Annotated in this window: 18 protein-coding genes and 1 tRNA gene; 7 read left to right on the forward strand and 12 right to left on the reverse strand. The window is 69.1% G+C overall.

Going from position 1 to position 17,179, the window contains the following annotated elements:
- Nucleotides 1–67 precede the first annotated feature (67 nt).
- The 6 genes from ACP7A3_RS01910 to ACP7A3_RS01935 all read right to left on the reverse strand — a co-directional run bounded on the left by ACP7A3_RS01910 (nucleotide 68) and on the right by ACP7A3_RS01935 (nucleotide 7,612).
- A complete protein-coding gene (locus ACP7A3_RS01910) occupies nucleotides 68–2,419 on the reverse strand; it encodes a PAS-domain containing protein (RefSeq protein ID WP_426254769.1) in 2,352 nt (783 codons plus the stop codon).
- A gap of 119 nt (nucleotides 2,420–2,538) precedes the next feature.
- Nucleotides 2,539–3,093 (reverse strand): hypothetical protein, encoded by a 555-nt coding sequence (locus ACP7A3_RS01915; protein ID WP_426254770.1) that lies wholly within the window; start codon nucleotides 3,091–3,093, stop codon nucleotides 2,539–2,541.
- A gap of 88 nt (nucleotides 3,094–3,181) precedes the next feature.
- The gene (locus tag ACP7A3_RS01920) at nucleotides 3,182–4,618 is read right to left on the reverse strand and encodes an AMP nucleosidase (RefSeq protein WP_017978671.1); all 1,437 of its coding nucleotides are present in this window, start codon (nucleotides 4,616–4,618) and stop codon (nucleotides 3,182–3,184) included.
- A 93-nt stretch (nucleotides 4,619–4,711) separates the two neighbouring features.
- A complete protein-coding gene (locus ACP7A3_RS01925) occupies nucleotides 4,712–5,344 on the reverse strand; it encodes a DUF2497 domain-containing protein (RefSeq protein ID WP_426254771.1) in 633 nt (210 codons plus the stop codon).
- 46 nt (nucleotides 5,345–5,390) lie between these two features.
- Nucleotides 5,391–6,914 (reverse strand): TolC family outer membrane protein, encoded by a 1,524-nt coding sequence (locus tag ACP7A3_RS01930; protein WP_294211324.1) that lies wholly within the window; start codon nucleotides 6,912–6,914, stop codon nucleotides 5,391–5,393.
- 17 nt (nucleotides 6,915–6,931) lie between these two features.
- Nucleotides 6,932–7,612 carry a protein-L-isoaspartate O-methyltransferase family protein gene (locus ACP7A3_RS01935; protein WP_426254772.1) on the reverse strand — a complete coding sequence of 227 codons (681 nt, stop codon included), beginning with the start codon at nucleotides 7,610–7,612 and terminating at the stop codon, nucleotides 6,932–6,934.
- A 157-nt stretch (nucleotides 7,613–7,769) separates the two neighbouring features.
- Between ACP7A3_RS01935 and ACP7A3_RS01940 the strand changes: the two genes are divergently transcribed.
- Nucleotides 7,770–8,114: a hypothetical protein gene (locus ACP7A3_RS01940; RefSeq protein ID WP_426254773.1), complete on the forward strand. Its 345-nt coding sequence runs from the start codon at nucleotides 7,770–7,772 to the stop codon at nucleotides 8,112–8,114.
- A gap of 30 nt (nucleotides 8,115–8,144) precedes the next feature.
- Here the strand turns inward: ACP7A3_RS01940 and ACP7A3_RS01945 are convergent.
- Both ACP7A3_RS01945 and ACP7A3_RS01950 read right to left on the reverse strand, forming a co-directional pair.
- Nucleotides 8,145–8,218 (reverse strand) — tRNA-Cys (locus tag ACP7A3_RS01945).
- A 42-nt stretch (nucleotides 8,219–8,260) separates the two neighbouring features.
- A complete protein-coding gene (locus ACP7A3_RS01950; protein WP_426254774.1) occupies nucleotides 8,261–8,719 on the reverse strand; it encodes a (deoxy)nucleoside triphosphate pyrophosphohydrolase in 459 nt (152 codons plus the stop codon).
- A gap of 31 nt (nucleotides 8,720–8,750) precedes the next feature.
- On the opposite strand from ACP7A3_RS01950, the gene ACP7A3_RS01955 reads away from it, so the two are divergent.
- Nucleotides 8,751–8,951 carry a Flp family type IVb pilin gene (locus ACP7A3_RS01955; RefSeq protein ID WP_017978665.1) on the forward strand — a complete coding sequence of 67 codons (201 nt, stop codon included), beginning with the start codon at nucleotides 8,751–8,753 and terminating at the stop codon, nucleotides 8,949–8,951.
- Between the two features lie 142 nt (nucleotides 8,952–9,093).
- Nucleotides 9,094–9,261 carry a Flp family type IVb pilin gene (locus ACP7A3_RS01960; RefSeq protein WP_018250824.1) on the forward strand — a complete coding sequence of 56 codons (168 nt, stop codon included), beginning with the start codon at nucleotides 9,094–9,096 and terminating at the stop codon, nucleotides 9,259–9,261.
- Between the two features lie 118 nt (nucleotides 9,262–9,379).
- Here ACP7A3_RS01960 and ACP7A3_RS01965 read toward each other — a convergent pair whose 3' ends face one another.
- From ACP7A3_RS01965 to ACP7A3_RS01980, 4 genes are all read right to left on the reverse strand, one after another.
- A complete protein-coding gene (locus ACP7A3_RS01965; protein WP_063688953.1) occupies nucleotides 9,380–10,327 on the reverse strand; it encodes an acetyl-CoA carboxylase carboxyltransferase subunit alpha in 948 nt (315 codons plus the stop codon).
- Nucleotides 10,328–10,360: 33 nt separating this feature from the next.
- On the reverse strand, nucleotides 10,361–11,269 hold the full coding sequence (locus ACP7A3_RS01970; protein WP_426254775.1) for a tyrosine recombinase: 909 nt from the start codon (nucleotides 11,267–11,269) through the stop codon (nucleotides 10,361–10,363).
- A gap of 11 nt (nucleotides 11,270–11,280) precedes the next feature.
- Complete coding sequence (locus tag ACP7A3_RS01975) at nucleotides 11,281–12,882, reverse strand: hypothetical protein (protein WP_426254954.1); 1,602 nt, start codon at nucleotides 12,880–12,882, stop codon at nucleotides 11,281–11,283.
- Between the two features lie 238 nt (nucleotides 12,883–13,120).
- Complete coding sequence (locus ACP7A3_RS01980) at nucleotides 13,121–13,255, reverse strand: hypothetical protein (RefSeq protein WP_018250826.1); 135 nt, start codon at nucleotides 13,253–13,255, stop codon at nucleotides 13,121–13,123.
- Nucleotides 13,256–13,329: 74 nt separating this feature from the next.
- Between ACP7A3_RS01980 and ACP7A3_RS01985 the strand changes: the two genes are divergently transcribed.
- From ACP7A3_RS01985 to ACP7A3_RS02000, 4 genes are all read left to right on the forward strand, one after another.
- Nucleotides 13,330–13,899: a shikimate kinase gene (locus ACP7A3_RS01985; RefSeq protein ID WP_426254776.1), complete on the forward strand. Its 570-nt coding sequence runs from the start codon at nucleotides 13,330–13,332 to the stop codon at nucleotides 13,897–13,899.
- A complete protein-coding gene (gene aroB / locus ACP7A3_RS01990; protein ID WP_426254777.1) occupies nucleotides 13,896–14,999 on the forward strand; it encodes a 3-dehydroquinate synthase in 1,104 nt (367 codons plus the stop codon). The genes ACP7A3_RS01985 and aroB overlap by 4 nt, the downstream gene beginning before the upstream one ends.
- Nucleotides 14,999–15,139 (forward strand): DUF2256 domain-containing protein, encoded by a 141-nt coding sequence (locus tag ACP7A3_RS01995; RefSeq protein ID WP_426254778.1) that lies wholly within the window; start codon nucleotides 14,999–15,001, stop codon nucleotides 15,137–15,139. The genes aroB and ACP7A3_RS01995 overlap by 1 nt, the downstream gene beginning before the upstream one ends.
- A gap of 247 nt (nucleotides 15,140–15,386) precedes the next feature.
- On the forward strand, nucleotides 15,387–17,147 hold the full coding sequence (locus tag ACP7A3_RS02000) for an aspartyl protease family protein (RefSeq protein ID WP_426254779.1): 1,761 nt from the start codon (nucleotides 15,387–15,389) through the stop codon (nucleotides 17,145–17,147).
- Nucleotides 17,148–17,179: the final 32 nt, after the last annotated feature.

Raw genomic sequence — 17,179 nt, forward strand, 5'->3', positions numbered from 1 at the left:
AGCCACCCCCCTCGCCGCGGGGTGGACCCCGGACCAAGTCCGGGGTGACGGAGTGCGCGATACACCCTCACCGCCGCGGCAGCTCGACCGTCACCAGCGTCCCCTCGCCCGGCTGCGACACCAGGTCGATCCGCCCGCCATGCGCCTCGACGAACTGCTTTGCGAGCGGCAGGCCCAGCCCCAGCGCGCGTTCGCCGGTCGGCTGCATGCCGGGCTCGCCAAACCGGTCGAACGCCTTGGCGACGCTTTCCGCATCCATGCCGAAGCCGTCGTCCGATACGACGATCCGCGCCCCCGTCGCGCTGCCATCGGCGTGCAGCAGGATCCGCCCTCCCTCCGGCGTCGCCGCGACGGCGTGGCGCAACAGATGCTCGATCACTTCCTTCAACCGCTTGGGGTCACCCGTCACCCGCCCCGCCGAGCGCGCGACCTCGACCGCGAAGTCGAGCTTGCGCCGCTTCGCCGCCGGCATGATCGTGTCCGCCGCAGCTCGCGCGACCACTGCCAGATCGACGTCGACCCGCTCGATCTCGGCATCGTCGCCCCCCTGCGTCAGGTCGAGCACGTCGTCGATCAGCAGCCCCAGCCGCTCGACCGATTGCAGGATCGCCTCGACATAGGTGTCCGCATCCTTGCTGAGCTTCCCCGCATAGCCGCCGTGCAGCATCTCGGCGAACCCGCTGATCGAGGTCAGCGGCGTACGCAATTCGTAGCTCATATTGGCGACGAACTGCGTCTTCACCCGGTCCGCGGCCTCCAGCGCATTGGCGCGCTCGCGCAGCGCCTGTTCGGCGCGACGGCTGTCGGTGATGTCGAGCATTGTCAGCAACGCATTGCCGTCGGGCAGTGGAACGGCGGCAAATTCGAAATGCCGCCCGTCGGCGAAGGCGACGCGGCCACCACGCTGCTGCCGCTCGACCGTCGCCGATCGCACCAGTTCGGGGATCAGCGCGGCGCGATTGGGCGTCGCGAGCTTGGGCGCCGCAGCCTCGGCAAAGGTATCGACGCGCGGATGGCCGGCGAGGAATTCCTCCTCGAACCCCCATACCGCGCGCATCCGGTTGTTCCACAATTGCAGCTTGCCGTCGCCGGCGAACACCGCCAGCGCCTCGAACAGATTGTCGAACGTCGCGGTCCGCACCCGCAGCAGCGTGTCACGCGCGGAGGCGAGCTGCACCTGCTCGGTCCGATCCTCGAAAATGACCAGCAAGCCGCCATCGGGCAACGGCTGCGCGACCACCCGCAGATGCGTGCCCCCAGGCAGATGCCAATTTTCCTCCGCCGCATCCTCGCCGGGTACGAACCACGCGCGCCGCTCCGCCTTCCACGACGGGAAGTCGCGCACTTCAGGCAACCGGTTCGCCTCGCGCATCCGCTCCAGCACGCGGTCGAATTCCGGCCGGTCGGACAGCCATTCGGTGCGCATCGCAAACATGCGGCGAAACGGCTGATTGCAGAAGACGAGGCCGCGGTCCGCACCGAATTGCGCAACGCCGGCCGACAGGCGGTCGAGCATCGCGCGCTGCGCCTCGGCGAAGCGCTTGGCTCCGGCACGCGACTGCTCCAGATCCTCGACGTCGACCGCGAAGCTCGCGACACCGCCCGTCGGCAGCGGCACGTCATGCACTTCCAGGCTGCGGCGCTCGCCATCGATCGTGGCGGGCAGGATTTCGCGCTGCGGCTTGCCGTTGATCCGCGCCGCCTGCGCGCCCGCGCGCGGACCGCCCCGGCCCGAACCCTCGACCAGTTCCAGCTCGCGCGCGATCACATCGGCGGCATCGGCACCCTCGACGGCGCGGACATAGGCGCTGTTGACCATGGCAAGCCGCAGGTCCGACCCGCGATACCACATCGGTAGCGGGGCCGCCTCGATCAGCCCGGACAGCGCGTCGAACGCGGTCGACAGGTCATCGACCTCAGTCTGCAACCGGCCGATCTCGCTCTCGCTGTCGGTCGCGTCCATCGTCCACAGCACGACCGCGCCCGTCGCGCCCAATTCGCCCGGCGCGCGGCTGCCCCGCACGGTGATCGCTCGTCCCGACCCCTGCGGGTGGAGCGCCCGGACGAATGCCCGCCCGGATCGCTGCGCCGCCTTCACCTCATTCGCCAGCGCCGTCGCCTCGTCAGCGGGCAGGCCCGCGCCATCGGCCGACAGATCCTGCAGGAAGCGGGGCGCGACGGCGAGACCCAGCCAATCGACCAACCGCGGCGGCATTTCGACCCGGCCATCCGCGCGCACCAGCATGGGCAGCGCGGGTGAGACGCTCCGCAGCGCCTCGCCCTCGCGGACCCGCGCGCTCGCGTCGTCGGCCTCCGCCGCCAGCCGCCGGCCGACGAACAGCGCGTAGCCCGCACCGCCGACGAGCAGCGCGAGCACCGCGCCGCAAACGACCGCCGTCATCACCGAAAGCTGGATCAACGCTCACCCCTCATCACGCCGCTCCGGCGGGCGTGGCGTCCGACGTGTAGAACGGAAAACGGGGCAGCGGCAATGTCATTGATCCGCCGCGCGATCCCATCGAGACCACGCGGCGCGCATCACACCTTTTCGGGGATCGTATTCTCGTCGGCGATGCCGGCCTGGAACGAGGCGGAGGCGTCCTCGCCGTCCGGCGCGTGCGCCTTGCGGCCCGCGTCCTTGTCCTTCGGCGTGCTGCCTCGCAGCGTCAGCAACGCGGCGGCCGCGGCGGCGCCCACGGCCGCGACACCGGCACCGACGGCGGCGACGCCCCATTTACCGCCGAGCAGATCGCCGCTTTTGCCCGTCGTCTTCGTCGCGGGCTTCTTGGTCGCCGGGCGCGGCGCGGCGCGCTTGGTCGACCGCGGCTTGACCGCCTTGGCGGCCGACGCGACGGCGCCCTCCGCCTTGGTCACCGCCGTGCGGGCGCGACGCGTCGTCTTGGTGGCCGCATCGCTGATCGCAGTCTCGACCTTCTCGACAGTCGATGGCGCCGGGGCCTTCCGCGGCGCGCGCGGCTTCGTCGTGCCGGTCTTCGCAGCGGTGGTGCGCGTCGTGCTCGCCTTGCGCGGCGCGCGGCGGCGTGGCGTGGCGGCGGGGGTGTCGGTCTTGGGCGTGTCGGTGTCGTCGGCCACGATACGGCTCCCTGATTGATTCGGAGGCGTAACGCACGTGCGGCGGATCGTTTCCCGGCCCGCCGCACGTCGACGTTATTTCAATAGCTTAGCGGAAGGGCGGTTCATCGAACGCGCGCAGCTTGCGACTGTGCAGGCGATCGCCCTCCAGCCGCAACTGCTCGCACGCCTCGATGCCGATCCGCATATGCTCGCTGATCGCCCGTTCGTAGAAGCGATTGGCCTGGCCGGGCAGCTTCAGCTCGCCATGCAGCGGCTTGTCGGACACGCACAGCAACGTCCCGTACGGCACGCGGAAGCGATAGCCCTGCGCCGCGATCGTCGCCGATTCCATATCGATGCCGACCGCACGACTGAGCGAGAAGCGCAGCGCCGACGCCGAATAGCGCAATTCCCAATTGCGATCGTCGGTGGTGACGATCGTGCCCGTCCGCAGGCGCCGCTTCAATTCCTCGCCCGACTGGCCGGAAATGATCTCGGACGCCTTGGCCAGCGCCTGCTGCACTTCGGCGATCGCCGGCACCGGAATTTCAGGCGGCAGCACGTCGTCGAGCACATGATCGTCGCGCAGATAGGCGTGAGCGAGCACATAGTCGCCGATCCGCTGGCTGGGGCGCAGGCCGCCGCAATGGCCGATCATCAGCCACGCTTCGGGCCGCATCACCGCGAGGTGGTCGCAAATCGTCTTCGCATTCGACGGTCCAACGCCGATGTTGACCAGCGTGATGCCGGTCCGATCGTCCGCCATCAGGTGATAAGCCGGCATCTGATGCCGCCGCCACGCGCTGTCGTTGACCAGCTTGTCGACGTCGCCGGGCTTGTCGATCACGATATTGCCGGCGCCCGACAGCGCCGTGAAGCGCGAACCCTCACCCAGCTGAGACGCACCCCAGCGAACGAATTCATCGACATAGCGGTGATAGTTCGTAAACAATACGAACCGCTGCGTATGCTCCGATGGCGTCCCCATATAGTGACGCAGGCGCGCGAGGCTGAAATCGGTGCGCAACGCATCGAACAGCGCCAGCGGACGGCTGCCGCCTTCGGCAATCCACAGGCCGTCCGCGATCTCGTCGCCGATATGCGCAAGTTCGGTCGCCGGGAAATGCCGCGCCAGCTCGGTCGCGGACACGGTGTCGAGGCTCAGCGCATGACCCGGATCGAGCACATAGGGGAACGGGATTTCCTGCCGCCCCGGCACCGCCTCGACCTCGACGTCATAATCCTCGATCAGCAGCGTCAGCTGCTCGGTCAGATAATCCGCGAAGAGTGCGGGCTTGGTGACGCTGATCGTATAGTCGCCGGGCGACACCAGCCGTCCGAATGATCGCGGCGGCGCAGGCCGGTCGCTCGTCGCGGCATAGCGCAGGCGGATGACGGGATAGGCGAACGAGCCGTCGAGGCGGCTTTGCGGCGACGGCGGCGTGCCATCGGTCAGATAGGTGTTGAGGGCCGCTTGCAGGCGGTCGACGGAAGCGCGGTAGAGGCGGTCGAGTTCGGAAACGATCTGGGAAGCTTTGGTCATCCCCGATGGCTACGCAAAGCCCGTGACGGTGGCAAGTCAGGCGGGACACGCGAGATGTGCGGCAGGCCGCCACGCCCTGCCCCGCCGCCGACCTCAGCGCATCTGTGCGGTAATCTTGGCGATCTCACGCGCGACCATCGTCTCGACCATCTCGGGCAGATGCGTGTCGAGCCAGCTGCGCAGCATCGGGCGCAGCATCTCGCGGACCAGCCCCTCCAGCGTACCGTCGCTCTCCGGCTCGGGCTTGACCAGCAGCTTGCTCAGCGTTTCGAGCGACCCCAGGCTCGCCGCGGCGGCGCGCTGGGACAAAATGGGTTCGTCCGACATTGCAGGCTCAACGGGCGCGGGCCGCGGAGGTTGCGCCGGCTGCGGCGCAGGTTCGGGCTCCGGTGCGTAATGGTGGGGCGCGGGTTGCGTGACAGGCTGGGGCGCGGGCTGCGCGACAGGCTGGGGCGGCGCGACGGGCTGGGGCGCCGGCTGGGCGACCGGCTGCGGCGCAGCGACGCGCGCCATCTCGCGCTCCACACGCGGCTGTTCCACCCGCGCCGGCTCCATCCGCGACTGCGGCATCGGATCGCTCAGCTCCAGCACCTCTTCGGGTTCCGGCTCGATCGGCTGCGGTGCGGCACGCGCCCGGCGGGCACGCGCCTGCGTCCCCTCGCCCTCTTCGGCGATGATCCGTTTGATCGACGAAAGGATCTCTTCCATCGACGGTTCGGCGCTCATGTCCCCCATTGCCCTCTTGTGTCCCTGCCCCGAGTTCTTACCGCCGTTACTGGCGGTTCGGCGAGGACGCACCTGTGGTTAACGCCGGGCTTCTGTCAACCGGCGTATCGAGCATCGGGTCGAAGTTCCGCGCGACGGTGGCGGTCTGCGCGGGCGTCTGCGCGGTGGACGTGGCGACCGGTTCCGGCTCGCCATCGCCCGCGAAGTCGTTGATCCGGTTGCGCACGCGCTTGTAGTTGAGCACCGGGTCGTACAGCGCGCCGCCCTCCAGTCCCAGATCGCGCGCCTCGGCATGGCCCATCGCCGCCAGCAATGCGAAGCCGGCGACATAGGCATCGCGCCGCGCACTCACCAGCGTCACCTGGCTGTTGAGCAGTTCCTGCTCGGCGTTCAGGATTTCGAGCACGGTGCGCGTGCCGACGCTATTCTCGGCGCGCACGCCCTCCAGGCTCAGCTTGTTGGCGTTGACCGCGGTTTCGGACGAGGCGATCACTTGCTGCGAGGATTGCCACACCGCATAGGCCGATCGCGCCTGCGCGATCACATTGCGCTCGGTCGCGGTCACCGCCTCCAGCGCCTGACTGCGCTGCGCCTCCGCCTGCCGCACCTGTGCGGCGGGACGCCCGCCCTGGAAGATCGGTAACGAGAATTGCAGCCCGGCGGTCGCGGCGGTGCCGGAATTGGGCACGCCCTGCGCCACCGATGCCGGGGGCAGCGAACCCAGATAGGTGAAATAGGTCCCGCCCGTCACCGCCGACAGCTTGGGCAGGCGGTTCGCGCGCGCGACGTTGATGTCGTAGCGCGTCGCATCGGCCTGACGCCGCGCGGCGATCAGATTGGGGTTGAGGTTCAGCGCCTCACTCACCGCCTCGTTGGGCGATGCGGGCAGCTTCGGCAGCGCCGGCGGCTGCTCCAGCGCGACCGGCGGAGTGCCCACCACCGCGACATAATTCTCGCGGCTGGAGATCAGCTGCGCCTCGGCCTGCTGCAATTGCGCCCGCGCCAGCGCCAGTCGCGCCTCGGACTGGGCGACGTCGGTGCGGGTCAGGTCGCCGACCTGGAAGCGATCCTTGCTCGCCTGCAGGTTCACCTCCAGCACGCGGACATTCTGCTGGTTGAGCGAGGTGATCGCCTCGTCGCGGATGACGTTCATGTACGCCGCGACGACGTTGGTGAAGGTCGACGCCTCCACGCCGCGCAACGTCGCCCGCCCCGCATCGACACGCGTTTCCGCCGCGCGCACCGCATTCTTCACCGCGCCGCCCTGGAAGAGCGGCACGGACAGGTTGAGCGCGCCGTTGCCGCTGCGCTCGGGATTGAGGAAGTTGTTGTTCGCCTGCAGGATGTTGTCGGTGACGGAGCCGGTGGCGGCGACGCCCGGCAGCCCGCTCGCCCGTGCGATCGGCACATTCTCGTCCGTCGCGCGCTGTGCGGCGCGCTGGCCGGTCAACGTGGGGTTCGACGCATAGGCCTTGGCGAGCGCATCGCGCAGTGTCTCTGCCTCCGCCGGCATCGCCGACATCGCCAGTCCGACCAGCGCCACGCTCCCCAGCAGCAATCCTCGCATCATCCCCCCACTAACTTATTCTAGAATGTAAATGCCTTAGGCTTTGCAAAGCCCGGCAGCACCACGCAATCGCAATCGAGGAACGGCGACAGGCCGAACCCGCCATCGGTCTTGCGACCCGTCGCCAGCCGCGTAACGCCGCGATCGACGATGCCGGTGACGACGCGGCCGCCGGTCGCGACCTGATTGACCAGCGCGTCGGGCAGATGCTCCACCGCACCGTCGACGATCAGCACGTCATACGGCGCACCCGAGGCATGGCCCTGGGCCAGCGCGCCTTCGATCAGCGTGACGTTCGGCGTGCCCGCCAGCGCGTCCTTCGCCAGCCCGGCAAGGCCTGCATCCTCTTCGACCGCCACCACCTCGGCGACGATCTGCGCCAGGATCGCGGCGGTATAGCCACCCGCGGCGCCGATCAGCAGCACGCGGTCGCCCTTTTGCAGATAGGCTTCGGTCAGCAGCCGGCCGGTGACCATCGGCAGGTTGATCGCCCGGCCGCCGGCGACCGGCAGCGCCGTATCGCGATAGGCGATGGCGCGCGCCTCGGCGGGCACGAAGGCCTCGCGCGGCAGCGTGTTCATCGCGACCAGCACGCGCTGATCGTTCACCGCATTGGTCCGCAACTGGCTGGCAACCATCGCATGGCGCATCGCCTCCGATGCCGCCGCGTTACCCAGACCGTTATCGATGCTGACGTTCATGATGACCCCTCTCGCACAACCGTATTAGCTGCGCAATACACTTCGTGACAGTCCGGCTTGTATCGCGCGCAATCCGTCGCGCCAAGCGGCGGATGCGTGTGGAGGGCGCAATCGTCCGCGGATGGTCAGCACGGCCGCAAGGCCGTATGGGCGCGCCATGATCCCGGAACTCTATCACAAATTCATCGACTGGATCGGCGACGGCACCGGCCTGCCCGACACCATCCTGCACATCCATGCCGGCATGGCGGTGCTGATGGTCGCGCGCATCGTCACACGGCGATCGCTGGGCAGCTTCGTCCCCTGGTCGTTCGTCGCCGCGGCGGAGGCGTTCAACGAGATCATGGACCGGCTGAATTTCGGGTCGTGGCGCTGGGCCGACACGACGTCGGATATCGCCAACACCCTGTTCTGGCCGACGGTGATCTGCCTGGGCATCCGTCTGCGCCCGATGCTGCTGGCGCGCGACGCCGCGCGCGTGAAGATGCCGGACGAGGACTGAGGCCCCGTCCTGACATCTGGTCCCGGCATCTGGAGGCGCGACCGGGAATCGAACCCGGGTGCAAGGATTTGCAGTCCTCTGCGTCACCACTCCGCCATCGCGCCTCGATGCGGGAGGGCGGCTGATGATCGGTTTTCCCCGTGGCGTCAACCGCCGATTGCATCGTTTCCGGTCAACCAGCGCTCCAGCATCGCCACCAGCGGAACGTCGGCGGGCGGCATCGGCAAATCCCGCATCGCCGCAGGCGTCACCCACGCCAGCTCGGTCGCCTCCAGCGCCTGCGGATCACCCTGCCAGTCGCGAATCACGTATAGCAGCAGCAGCAAATGCCGCCCGCCCAGCGGCGCGCTGGCGAACGTCAGCGGAACGCAGCCCTCCTGATCGACGACGATGCCGAGCTCCTCGGCCAGTTCGCGCACCAGCGCCGCCTCCGGCCATTCGCCCGGATCGATCTTGCCGCCGGGAAATTCCCATAGATCCGCCATCTGCTTGCCCGGCGGGCGCCGCTGCAGCAGCACGCGTCCCTCACCATCCAGCATCGCCGCCGCCACGACCGGCAACAGGGTGACGGCCTCGCCGGCGATATCGTTACACCTGTCGACCATTTCTTAAGCGCTTTCCCCTATCGCCGACGCCATGACAGCGCGTGCGTACCTTCGTCGTCTCGTCCGGCGGCTCGCTCCGGCCCTGCGCAACGCGCGCGGCGCGACGGCGGTCGAATACGGACTGATTCTCGCGCTCGTCGTGCTGGTCATGATCGTCGCGCTACGCGGGGTCGCGGGCGTCACGGTCAATATGTGGACCAACGTGTCCGACCAGGTCAGCAAGGCTGGCTAACCAGCCGCAGAAATCCGCCGTTTTGAGCAATACCTTAGCCGCTCGTCTTAAACCTTTGGCAACCTCACCCCCGTACACCCGTCCCCGCTGCTCCGGACTTCCGGTTCAGCCGGGTGACTGAAGTTCGAACATGGAGACCGGAATGCTAGCGATTCGTAAGTTCATCAAGAACAGCAAGGGCGCCACCGCCATCGAGTACGGCCTGATCGCCGCACTGATCGCCGTCGCCGCCATTGCTGCGATGAAGGGGCTGGGCACCAAGCTGACCACGACCTTCAACAACGTCTCGTCGAACATGAGCGCCACCTAAGCGCTACCGTTCGATCGAACGAAACAGGGCGGCGGACCTCACGGGTTCGCCGCCCTTTTTGCTTTTGCAAAGTACGCGAGGCGGAAGCGACCGCCCCGCACCGGGAGTTGGCTGTGTCTTACAGCCGCCCCATCGCCAGGAACTTCTCGCGCCGCTCGCGCCGCAGCGTCGCGGCATCGCGACCCGACAGTGAGGCCAGCGCATCGCGCAGAGCATCGCCCAGCAGGCGGATCGCCTCGGCGGGATCGCGATGCGCGCCGCCCAGCGGCTCGGGCACGATCGTGTCAATCACGCCGAAGGTCTTGAGGTCCTGCGCCGTCACACGCATCGCCTCGGCCGCCTCCGCCGCCTTGTCCGCAGTGCGCCACAGGATCGACGCGCAGCCTTCGGGGCTGATCACCGAATAGATGGCATGTTCGAACATCAACACGCGATTGCCCGCCGCCAGCGCGATCGCGCCGCCCGATCCGCCCTCGCCGACGATCGCAGCGACCACGGGAACGCCTGCGGCCAGGCACGCCTCGGTCGAGCGCGCGATCGCCTCGGCCTGGCCGCGCTCTTCCGCCTCGATGCCGGGGAAGGCGCCCATTGTGTCGACCAACGTCACCACCGGCAGGCCGAACCGGTCGGCCATCTCGACCAGCCGGATCGCCTTGCGATAGCCTTCAGGTTTGCCCATGCCGAAATTGTGGCGCAGGCGGGTGGCGGTGTCGGAGCCCTTTTCGTGGCCGATCACCATCACCTTCGTGCCGCGGAACGTCGCGAAGCCGCCCATGATCGCCTGGTCGTCGGCAAAGGCCCGGTCGCCGGCCAGAGGCACGAACTCGTCGAACAGCCCGGCGACATAATCCTTGAAATGCGGGCGCTCGGGATGCCGGGCGACCTGCGTCTTCTGCCACGGGGTCAGCTTTGCGAACGTGTCGCGCAGCAGCTTGTCCGACTTGCCCTGCAGCCGCACGAGATCGGCAGCGATGTCCACGGTGCCATCCGCCGCGGTCGCCCGCAGTTCGTCGATCCGGCCCTGCAGTTCGGCAATCGGTTTTTCAAATTCGAGGAAGCTCGCCATAGTGCCGCCGGTTACGGGCCACAGCCCGTCGCGTCAACGCGTGCCGCTGTCGCGTCGTTCGGGGTCCGCCAGCGGATGACGCGTGTTGACCAGCGCGACGAGGCGGCTGGCGTCGACATGCGTGTAGATTTCGGTCGTCGCGATATCGGCATGGCCCAGCATCGCCTGCAACGCGCGCAAATCCGCACCACCGGCCAGCAGATGCGTCGCAAAGGCATGGCGCAGCACGTGGGGGCTGACCCGTTCGGGCGGAATGCCCGCGTCCGCCGCCAGCGCCTTCACCAGCTGATACAGGCGCACCCGCGTCAGATGCCCCTTGCCCGACGGAAACAGCCACGCGCGATCCGGCGCGACATGCACCCGCCACGCCGCCACCGCGGCGCGGGCGCGGTCGGATATCGGGACCAGCCGCTCGCGACCGCCCTTGCCCTTCAGGATGAGGAACGGCCGGTCGGGGTGGATGGCATTGCGCGGCAGGCTGACCAGCTCGGTCGCGCGCAGCCCCAATCCGTAGAGCAGCTCGATCAACGCCGCGAGCCGGAGGTCGGCACGCGTCGGCATCGCCGCAGCCAGCCGATCGCCGATCACCCCGAACAACGCATCGACGTCGTGCACGCTCAGCACCTTGGGCAGCGGCCGCGCCGTCCCCGGCCGAGGCAACGCCGCCCCCGGATCGTCCGCGCGATGCCCCTCGTCGACCAGAAAGGCATAGAAACGCCGCAACGCCGCCGATTTGCGCGCCACGCTGCTCTTCGCCAGCGCGCGCCATGCCTCCGCCAGCCGCTGCAACGCCGCCGCATCCGCCTGCACCAGCCCGCCGCCCAACACCTCGGACGCCAGCGACAGGTCGCTGCGATAGGCCGCGATCGTGTTCGCCGCGGCCCCGGCTTCGGCGGCCAGCATCTCGAGGAACCGCTCGATCAGCGCGCGGTCGGTGGCCATGATCCCGGCGATCAGGCCCGCGCCAGCGCCTCGGCCGCGATCATCCGCGCCTCGCCCTCCAGCCCGACGGCGCGCAGCGCACCGACGATGCGGTAGAGCATCGCAGGCGGCACGCCGTCCCAGCGCGGCGTCTGCATGCCGATCGCGGCGAGCACCACGACCATGCCCTGCTGCCCGTCGGCCGCCGCACGGTCGATCGCCCGCGTCCACGTGTTCTCGGCCCCGATCCGCACGTCCAGCGCCTTGGCCGCCCGCTCGATATCGTCGGCGGACAGCCGCCCCAGGCCGGCGACGCCCGCGAAGAACAAGCGCTGCTTCAGCGCCGCATCGCCGCGCCCGACGTAGGAGGACAGCTGACGATAGGTCAATTGCCCCGTCATATCCGGATCGGCGAGCGCGATCATCGCCCAGGCGTCGCCGCCTTCTTCCACCGCCGGGCGCCAGCGCGTCGCGGTGCGATCGAGCCCCGCGGTCAGCATCGACGCAACGAGGTAGCGTGCATCCGCGACGCCCAGCCGCGCCGGCAAGCGCCCCGCCGCGCGCGCGGTCAGCACCAATCGCGCATAGGACGGCTCGGCGCCCTTATCGTCGCCACCCCAAAGCCGCCGCATCGCGGCCAACCGCGTATCCACGTCATTGCCGACATAGGCGGCACGCAGATCGTTCGCCGCCGCCGCGGCACCGCTCGGCATATCGTTCGCGGCATCCACCGCGCCATACAGATCGACCAACGCCGCCGACGACAGCACGCCCTGTCCCGCCGCCGCCTCGGCATAGGGCACACGATCGCCCAGCGGCACGCTCGGCGACAGCGCATACCAATAGCGCGCCTGCTGCCCGGTGGTCGCGAACAGCGTATCGGGCACGGTCACGCCGGTCGCAATCGCGAGGCCGAAGCGCCACGCGGTCAGTACGTCGACGCCCGCCCATTCGATCGTCACCGCCTGCCCGCCATCGGGACCAGCGCCGACCACCTTCTGTGCCAGCTGATAGTCGATGCCGCTCGCGACGTTGCGCCGCTTCGCCGCAGTGAGCAGCGTCTTGGCGCGGCCGGGCTCGGCGGCAAGCGCCGCGCACATCGCCTGCGCCATCGTCCAGCCGCGCTCGTGCGTCGCGGCCAGGCCCGCATCGGCGATCCCGCACAGCTCGCCCGGATCACCCGTCGCGAGCGCGGTATTCATCGCGACCTGATACAGTTTCGGCGTGTAGTTCGCATTGTCGACGCTCTGCGCCACGGCTCGCGCCGCGACCGATTCGCCCATCCGCAGCAACAGCCACGCACGCTCGGCGGCAAAGTCCGCGCCATCGACATTCTCGGGCGTGTCGAGCTGCGCCGCCAGCGTCCGCCGCAGCAGGATCGACAGCCAGCGCGACGGCAGCGGTGCGGCCACCCGCCGCATCAACGCCTCGGCAAAGCGCCCGTCCGCACCGGCAAAGGCATTCGCCTCCAGCCCGCCCTCGCGCACGCCCGCCGGGCCGACACGGTCGAGCGACCGCCGGGCAAAGGCCGGCATCTCATATTGCGCCAGCACCGACGGATCGATCGTCGCCACCGGCGTGGGCGTCGCGCTGGCGACGGGCGTCGGCGTATCGCTGGGCAAGGGCTGCACCATACCCGCGCCGGCCGCCTGGCCGGACGCCGGTGTACCGCTCGCGGCCGGGGCAGGCACGGCGGACGCACCCGTGCGCGCCGGTGTCGGCCGCGCGGCCGGCTGCGACGCCGGCTCGCCAAAGCCCGGCGGCAGGATCGATTCGGGACGCTCCTGCCCGATGGCGGAGGTGAACGCCGGCACCGCCGCGATCGCGATCGCGGTCAGCGCGGCACCCCGGGCCAGCAGGCGGACGCGCGTCCTAGCTGAGGTTGGCAAGCGTCACGGCCTTCTCGACATGGGTCTGCGGCCGTTCGGAGGCCCGACCGGCGAGCAGGAACAGGCCACCGACGATCACCACGAGAACGACGATGACGGAAAGGACGAAGCGGGACATACCGTACCTTGCAACACGTAAACGCAAACCGGAGCTGTTGCCCCGTCCTGACCCGCTGTATAGCGCCGAGACCGATGTTGCAAAGCGCTGTTCCCCCGTCCGAAGATCATGCCCCCGCGAAACCGCCACGCGCGATCGTGCTCGTCGGGTTGATGGGGGTCGGCAAGTCGACCGTGGGGCGCCGCCTGGCCGCCCGCCTGCGCCTGCCCTTCGTCGACGCCGACCACGCGATCGAGGAGGCGGCGGGCATGACCGTCGCCGAGATCTTCGAACGCTTCGGCGAGGCCTATTTCCGCGATGGCGAACGCCGCGTCATCGCGCGGCTGATCGACGGCACGCCAAAGGTGATCGCGACCGGCGGCGGCGCCTTCATCAATCCCGATACGCGCGCGCTGATCCTCGAATCGTCGACCGCCATCTGGCTGCACGCCAACCCGGACGTGCTCGCCGAGCGCGTCGGCCGGCGCGACACCCGCCCTCTGCTGCGCGGCAAGAACCCGCGCGCGGTGCTGGCCGAGCTCGCCGCGATCCGCAACCCGATCTATGCCGAGGCGCATATCCACATCACCAGCAACAAGTCGCCGCACGAAACCACGGTCAATGCGATCCTGAAGGCGATCCGTCAGCCGGGGCAGGCGGCATGAGCGCGCGCATCACGGTCGAATTGGGCGACCGCAGCTACCCCATATTGATCGAGGACGGCCTGCTCGCCCGCGCCGCAGAACATCTGGCCCCGCTCGCCCGCGGCCGCACCATGGCGATCGTCACCGACGATCACGTCCTGCCCCATGCCGACACCGTGCGCGACAGTCTCGCCGCGGCCGGTGTCGCCAGCGAGACGATCGTCCTGCCGCCGGGTGAGGGCACCAAGAGCTGGCCGCCCCTCAGCGCGCTGTGCGATCGGCTGCTCGGCCTCGGTGTCGAGCGCGGCGACCATGTGATCGCGATCGGTGGCGGCGTGATCGGCGACCTCGTCGGCTTCGCCTGTGCCATCCTGAAGCGCGGCTGCAATTTCGTGCAGGTGCCCACCACGTTGCTCGCGCAGGTCGACAGTTCGGTCGGCGGCAAGACCGCGATCAACACCGCCGCCGGCAAGAACCTCATCGGTGCCTTCCACCAGCCCGCGTTGGTGCTGATCGACCCGACCGTCCTCGACACGCTGCCCTTGCGCGAAGTCCGCGCCGGCTATGCGGAGGTCGTCAAATACGGCCTGATCGACGATCCTGCCTTCTTCGCCTGGTGCGAAGCCAATGGCGCCGCTTTGCTCGCCGGCGACCCCGCCGCGCGCCACTATGCCATCGCGCATGCCGTCGCCGCCAAGGCGCGCATCGTCGCCGCTGACGAGCATGAAAACAACGGCACGCGCGCGCTGCTCAACCTCGGTCACACCTTCGGCCATGCGCTGGAAGCGGAAGCTGGCTTCGACGGCAGCCTGATCCATGGCGAGGGCGTCGCCGCCGGCTGCGCGCTCGCCTTCGCCTATTCCGCCGCGCACGGCCTGTGCCCGCCCGACGACGCCGCCCGCGTCGCCGCGCACATGCGCGCCGTCGGCCTGCCCGATGGCCTCGCCGCCGCCGGCATCGCCGCCAGCGGCGCGCGCCTGGTCGACCATATGCGCCACGACAAGAAGATGGCGGCCGGCACCCTGCCCTTCCTGCTCGCTCGCGGCATCGGCCAGACCTACCTCGACAAGACTGTCGATTTAGCCGACGTCGAGGCGTTCCTAGACCGGCAGCCGCGCTGATGCCCAACGGCACCGCCAAGCGCGACCTGCCGACCAAGGTCTGCCCCGCCTGCAACCGCCCCTTCACGTGGCGCAAGAAATGGGCGCGCGACTGGGACAACGTCATCTATTGCTCTGACGCCTGCCGCAAGAAGCGGTAACGCGGCCGCGGGTCGTCCCACCATCCGCACCACTCTCACCGTCACCCCGGACTCGTTCCGGGGTCCACCGGGCCCCCAGGGGACGGCAAGAGGCTCGAACCACCCCCCTCGCCGCAGAGTGGACCCCGGAACCAGTCCGGGGTGACGGAACGTGTGGGACAACCGCCACCTCACACCCCCCACCCGTAAGCCACTTGTCAGCTTCCCCCTCTACCCTCCCCCAACACACATATGGGGGGAACGGCACATGGCGCGGCACATCACGGCATCTGCGATCGCCGCCACCCTGCTCGCCGCCACCGCTGTCGCCCCCGCCCAGGCCGCCACCTGCAAGGCGGGCATCCTCGCCAATCTGCCGATCACCATGCAGGGCTGGCGCCCGATCGTGCAGACCACGATCGACGGCAAGCCCGCCCCCTTCATCCTCGATAGCGGCGCCTCGTACAGCATGATGCCCGCACCCGTCGCCAAGGCGTTCGGCCTCCATCTGCAGCCTGCACCCGTCGGCCTGCGCATGAAGGGGATCGGCGGCGAATCGAACGTCGATCTCACGACCGTCCGCCACTTCGGCCTCGCCGGTGCGGATATTCCGCAGGTCCAGTTCCTCGTCGGCGGCACCGACGTCGGCCAGACCGGCCTGCTCGGCCAGAACGTCCTCAGCATCGGCGATGTCGAATACGATCTGCCCGGCGGCGCCGTCCGCCTGTTCCGCGCGCAGGGCTGCGGCAAGCTCGCCATGGCCTATTGGACGCAAGGCAAGCCGTTCTTCGAAATCCCCATCGAAGCGCGCCAGAACGCCCTATCGCACACCGTCGGCACCACCGAATTGAACGGCGCGAAGCTCCGGACCGTCTTCGACACCGGCGCCGCGCAGACCGTGCTGACGCTCAAGGCCGCCGCGCGCGCGGGCGTCCACCCCGGCGATCCGGGCGTCGAGGCTTCGGGCTGGGAAACCGGCATCGGCCGCCACGTCACGCAAGGGTGGATCGGCCATTTCGCGCTGCTGAAGATCGGCAACGAGGAATTGCACAACATCCGCCTGCATTTCGCGGATCTCGGCCCGTCGTTCGACAACGACATGCTGCTCGGCGCCGACTGGTTCGTCTCGCACCGGCTGTATGTGTCGAACGTGCAGCACCGCATCTATTTCACCTACACCGGCGGCCGGCTGTTCGACACGAAATCGCACATCGATGCGGCCAGCGAGATCGCCGCGGTCGGCGGCGTCGACGCCGCCGCGCCGACGACGGCAGAGGGCTATAGCCAGCGCGGTGCGATGCTCCAGACGCAGCATGACCTGTCGGGCGCGATCGACGCCTTCAGCCACGCCGTCACGCTCGCGCCCAAGGAAGCGCGCTACGTTCGCCAGCGCGCGCTCGCCTATATCGCCGATCGCCGCCCCGTGCTGGCGATGGACGATCTCGGCACGACGCTCGCGCTCGATCCAACCGATGTCCGTGCCCGCTTGCTGCGCGCCGAACTCAGAATGCGTGCGCGTAACGACGCCGGCGCGATCAGCGACCTCGACGATGCCGCCGGCCGCCTGCCCAAGGAGGACAATCAGCGGCTTTGGATGGGGCAGCTCTACCTCGAATCCGACGCCTTCGACGCGGCGATCGGCCAATACGACCTGTGGCTCGCCAGCCATCGCGAGGACGCCCGCCGGCCCGAAGCGCAGAATGGCCGCTGCTGGGCGCGCCTGTTGCCGAACAAGGATATCGATGCGGCGAAGGCCGACTGCGCCGCCGCGGTGCGCGCCGTGCCCACGGACGCGAATTATCTCGACGGCCGCGGCCTCGTCGCCTTCCGCCAGGGTGCCTATGCCGACGCGGTGGCGGACTTCACCGCGGCGCTGGCGATCAATCCCAAACTGGTCTGGGCGCTGTACGGCCGCGGCCTCGCGGAACGCCATCTCGGCCGCACCGCCGACGGCGATCGCGACATCGCCACGGCGCAGGGTTTGAGCAAGACGATCGCCGCACGAGCGAAACGCTACGGGTTCGTCTGAAACCCGCCTCCACCGTCATCGCGAGTGTAGCG

The organism is Sphingomonas sp. DC5200-1, from assembly GCF_049897245.1.
Classification (GTDB): Bacteria; Pseudomonadota; Alphaproteobacteria; order Sphingomonadales; family Sphingomonadaceae; genus Sphingomonas; species Sphingomonas aquatilis.

Excerpts from the sequence above, each read along its gene's own strand:
- ACP7A3_RS01920 (WP_017978671.1), bottom strand. The coding sequence starts at position 4,618 with ATGACCAAAGCTTCCCAGATCGTTTCCGAACTCGACCGCCTCTACCGC.
- ACP7A3_RS01950 (WP_426254774.1), bottom strand. The coding sequence starts at position 8,719 with ATGGTCGACAGGTGTAACGATATCGCCGGCGAGGCCGTCACCCTGTTG.
- ACP7A3_RS01985 (WP_426254776.1), top strand. The coding sequence starts at position 13,330 with ATGTTGCAAAGCGCTGTTCCCCCGTCCGAAGATCATGCCCCCGCGAAA.
- ACP7A3_RS01955 (WP_017978665.1), top strand. The coding sequence starts at position 8,751 with ATGACAGCGCGTGCGTACCTTCGTCGTCTCGTCCGGCGGCTCGCTCCG.
- ACP7A3_RS01960 (WP_018250824.1), top strand. The coding sequence starts at position 9,094 with ATGCTAGCGATTCGTAAGTTCATCAAGAACAGCAAGGGCGCCACCGCC.
- ACP7A3_RS01965 (WP_063688953.1), bottom strand. The coding sequence starts at position 10,327 with ATGGCGAGCTTCCTCGAATTTGAAAAACCGATTGCCGAACTGCAGGGC.
- ACP7A3_RS01975 (WP_426254954.1), bottom strand. The coding sequence starts at position 12,882 with ATGGTGCAGCCCTTGCCCAGCGATACGCCGACGCCCGTCGCCAGCGCG.
- ACP7A3_RS01930 (WP_294211324.1), bottom strand. The coding sequence starts at position 6,914 with ATGATGCGAGGATTGCTGCTGGGGAGCGTGGCGCTGGTCGGACTGGCG.
- ACP7A3_RS01940 (WP_426254773.1), top strand. The coding sequence starts at position 7,770 with ATGATCCCGGAACTCTATCACAAATTCATCGACTGGATCGGCGACGGC.
- ACP7A3_RS01925 (WP_426254771.1), bottom strand. The coding sequence starts at position 5,344 with ATGAGCGCCGAACCGTCGATGGAAGAGATCCTTTCGTCGATCAAACGG.
- ACP7A3_RS01980 (WP_018250826.1), bottom strand. The coding sequence starts at position 13,255 with ATGTCCCGCTTCGTCCTTTCCGTCATCGTCGTTCTCGTGGTGATCGTC.
- ACP7A3_RS01995 (WP_426254778.1), top strand. The coding sequence starts at position 14,999 with ATGCCCAACGGCACCGCCAAGCGCGACCTGCCGACCAAGGTCTGCCCC.
- ACP7A3_RS02000 (WP_426254779.1), top strand. The coding sequence starts at position 15,387 with ATGGCGCGGCACATCACGGCATCTGCGATCGCCGCCACCCTGCTCGCC.
- aroB (WP_426254777.1), top strand. The coding sequence starts at position 13,896 with ATGAGCGCGCGCATCACGGTCGAATTGGGCGACCGCAGCTACCCCATA.
- ACP7A3_RS01935 (WP_426254772.1), bottom strand. The coding sequence starts at position 7,612 with ATGAACGTCAGCATCGATAACGGTCTGGGTAACGCGGCGGCATCGGAG.
- ACP7A3_RS01970 (WP_426254775.1), bottom strand. The coding sequence starts at position 11,269 with ATGGCCACCGACCGCGCGCTGATCGAGCGGTTCCTCGAGATGCTGGCC.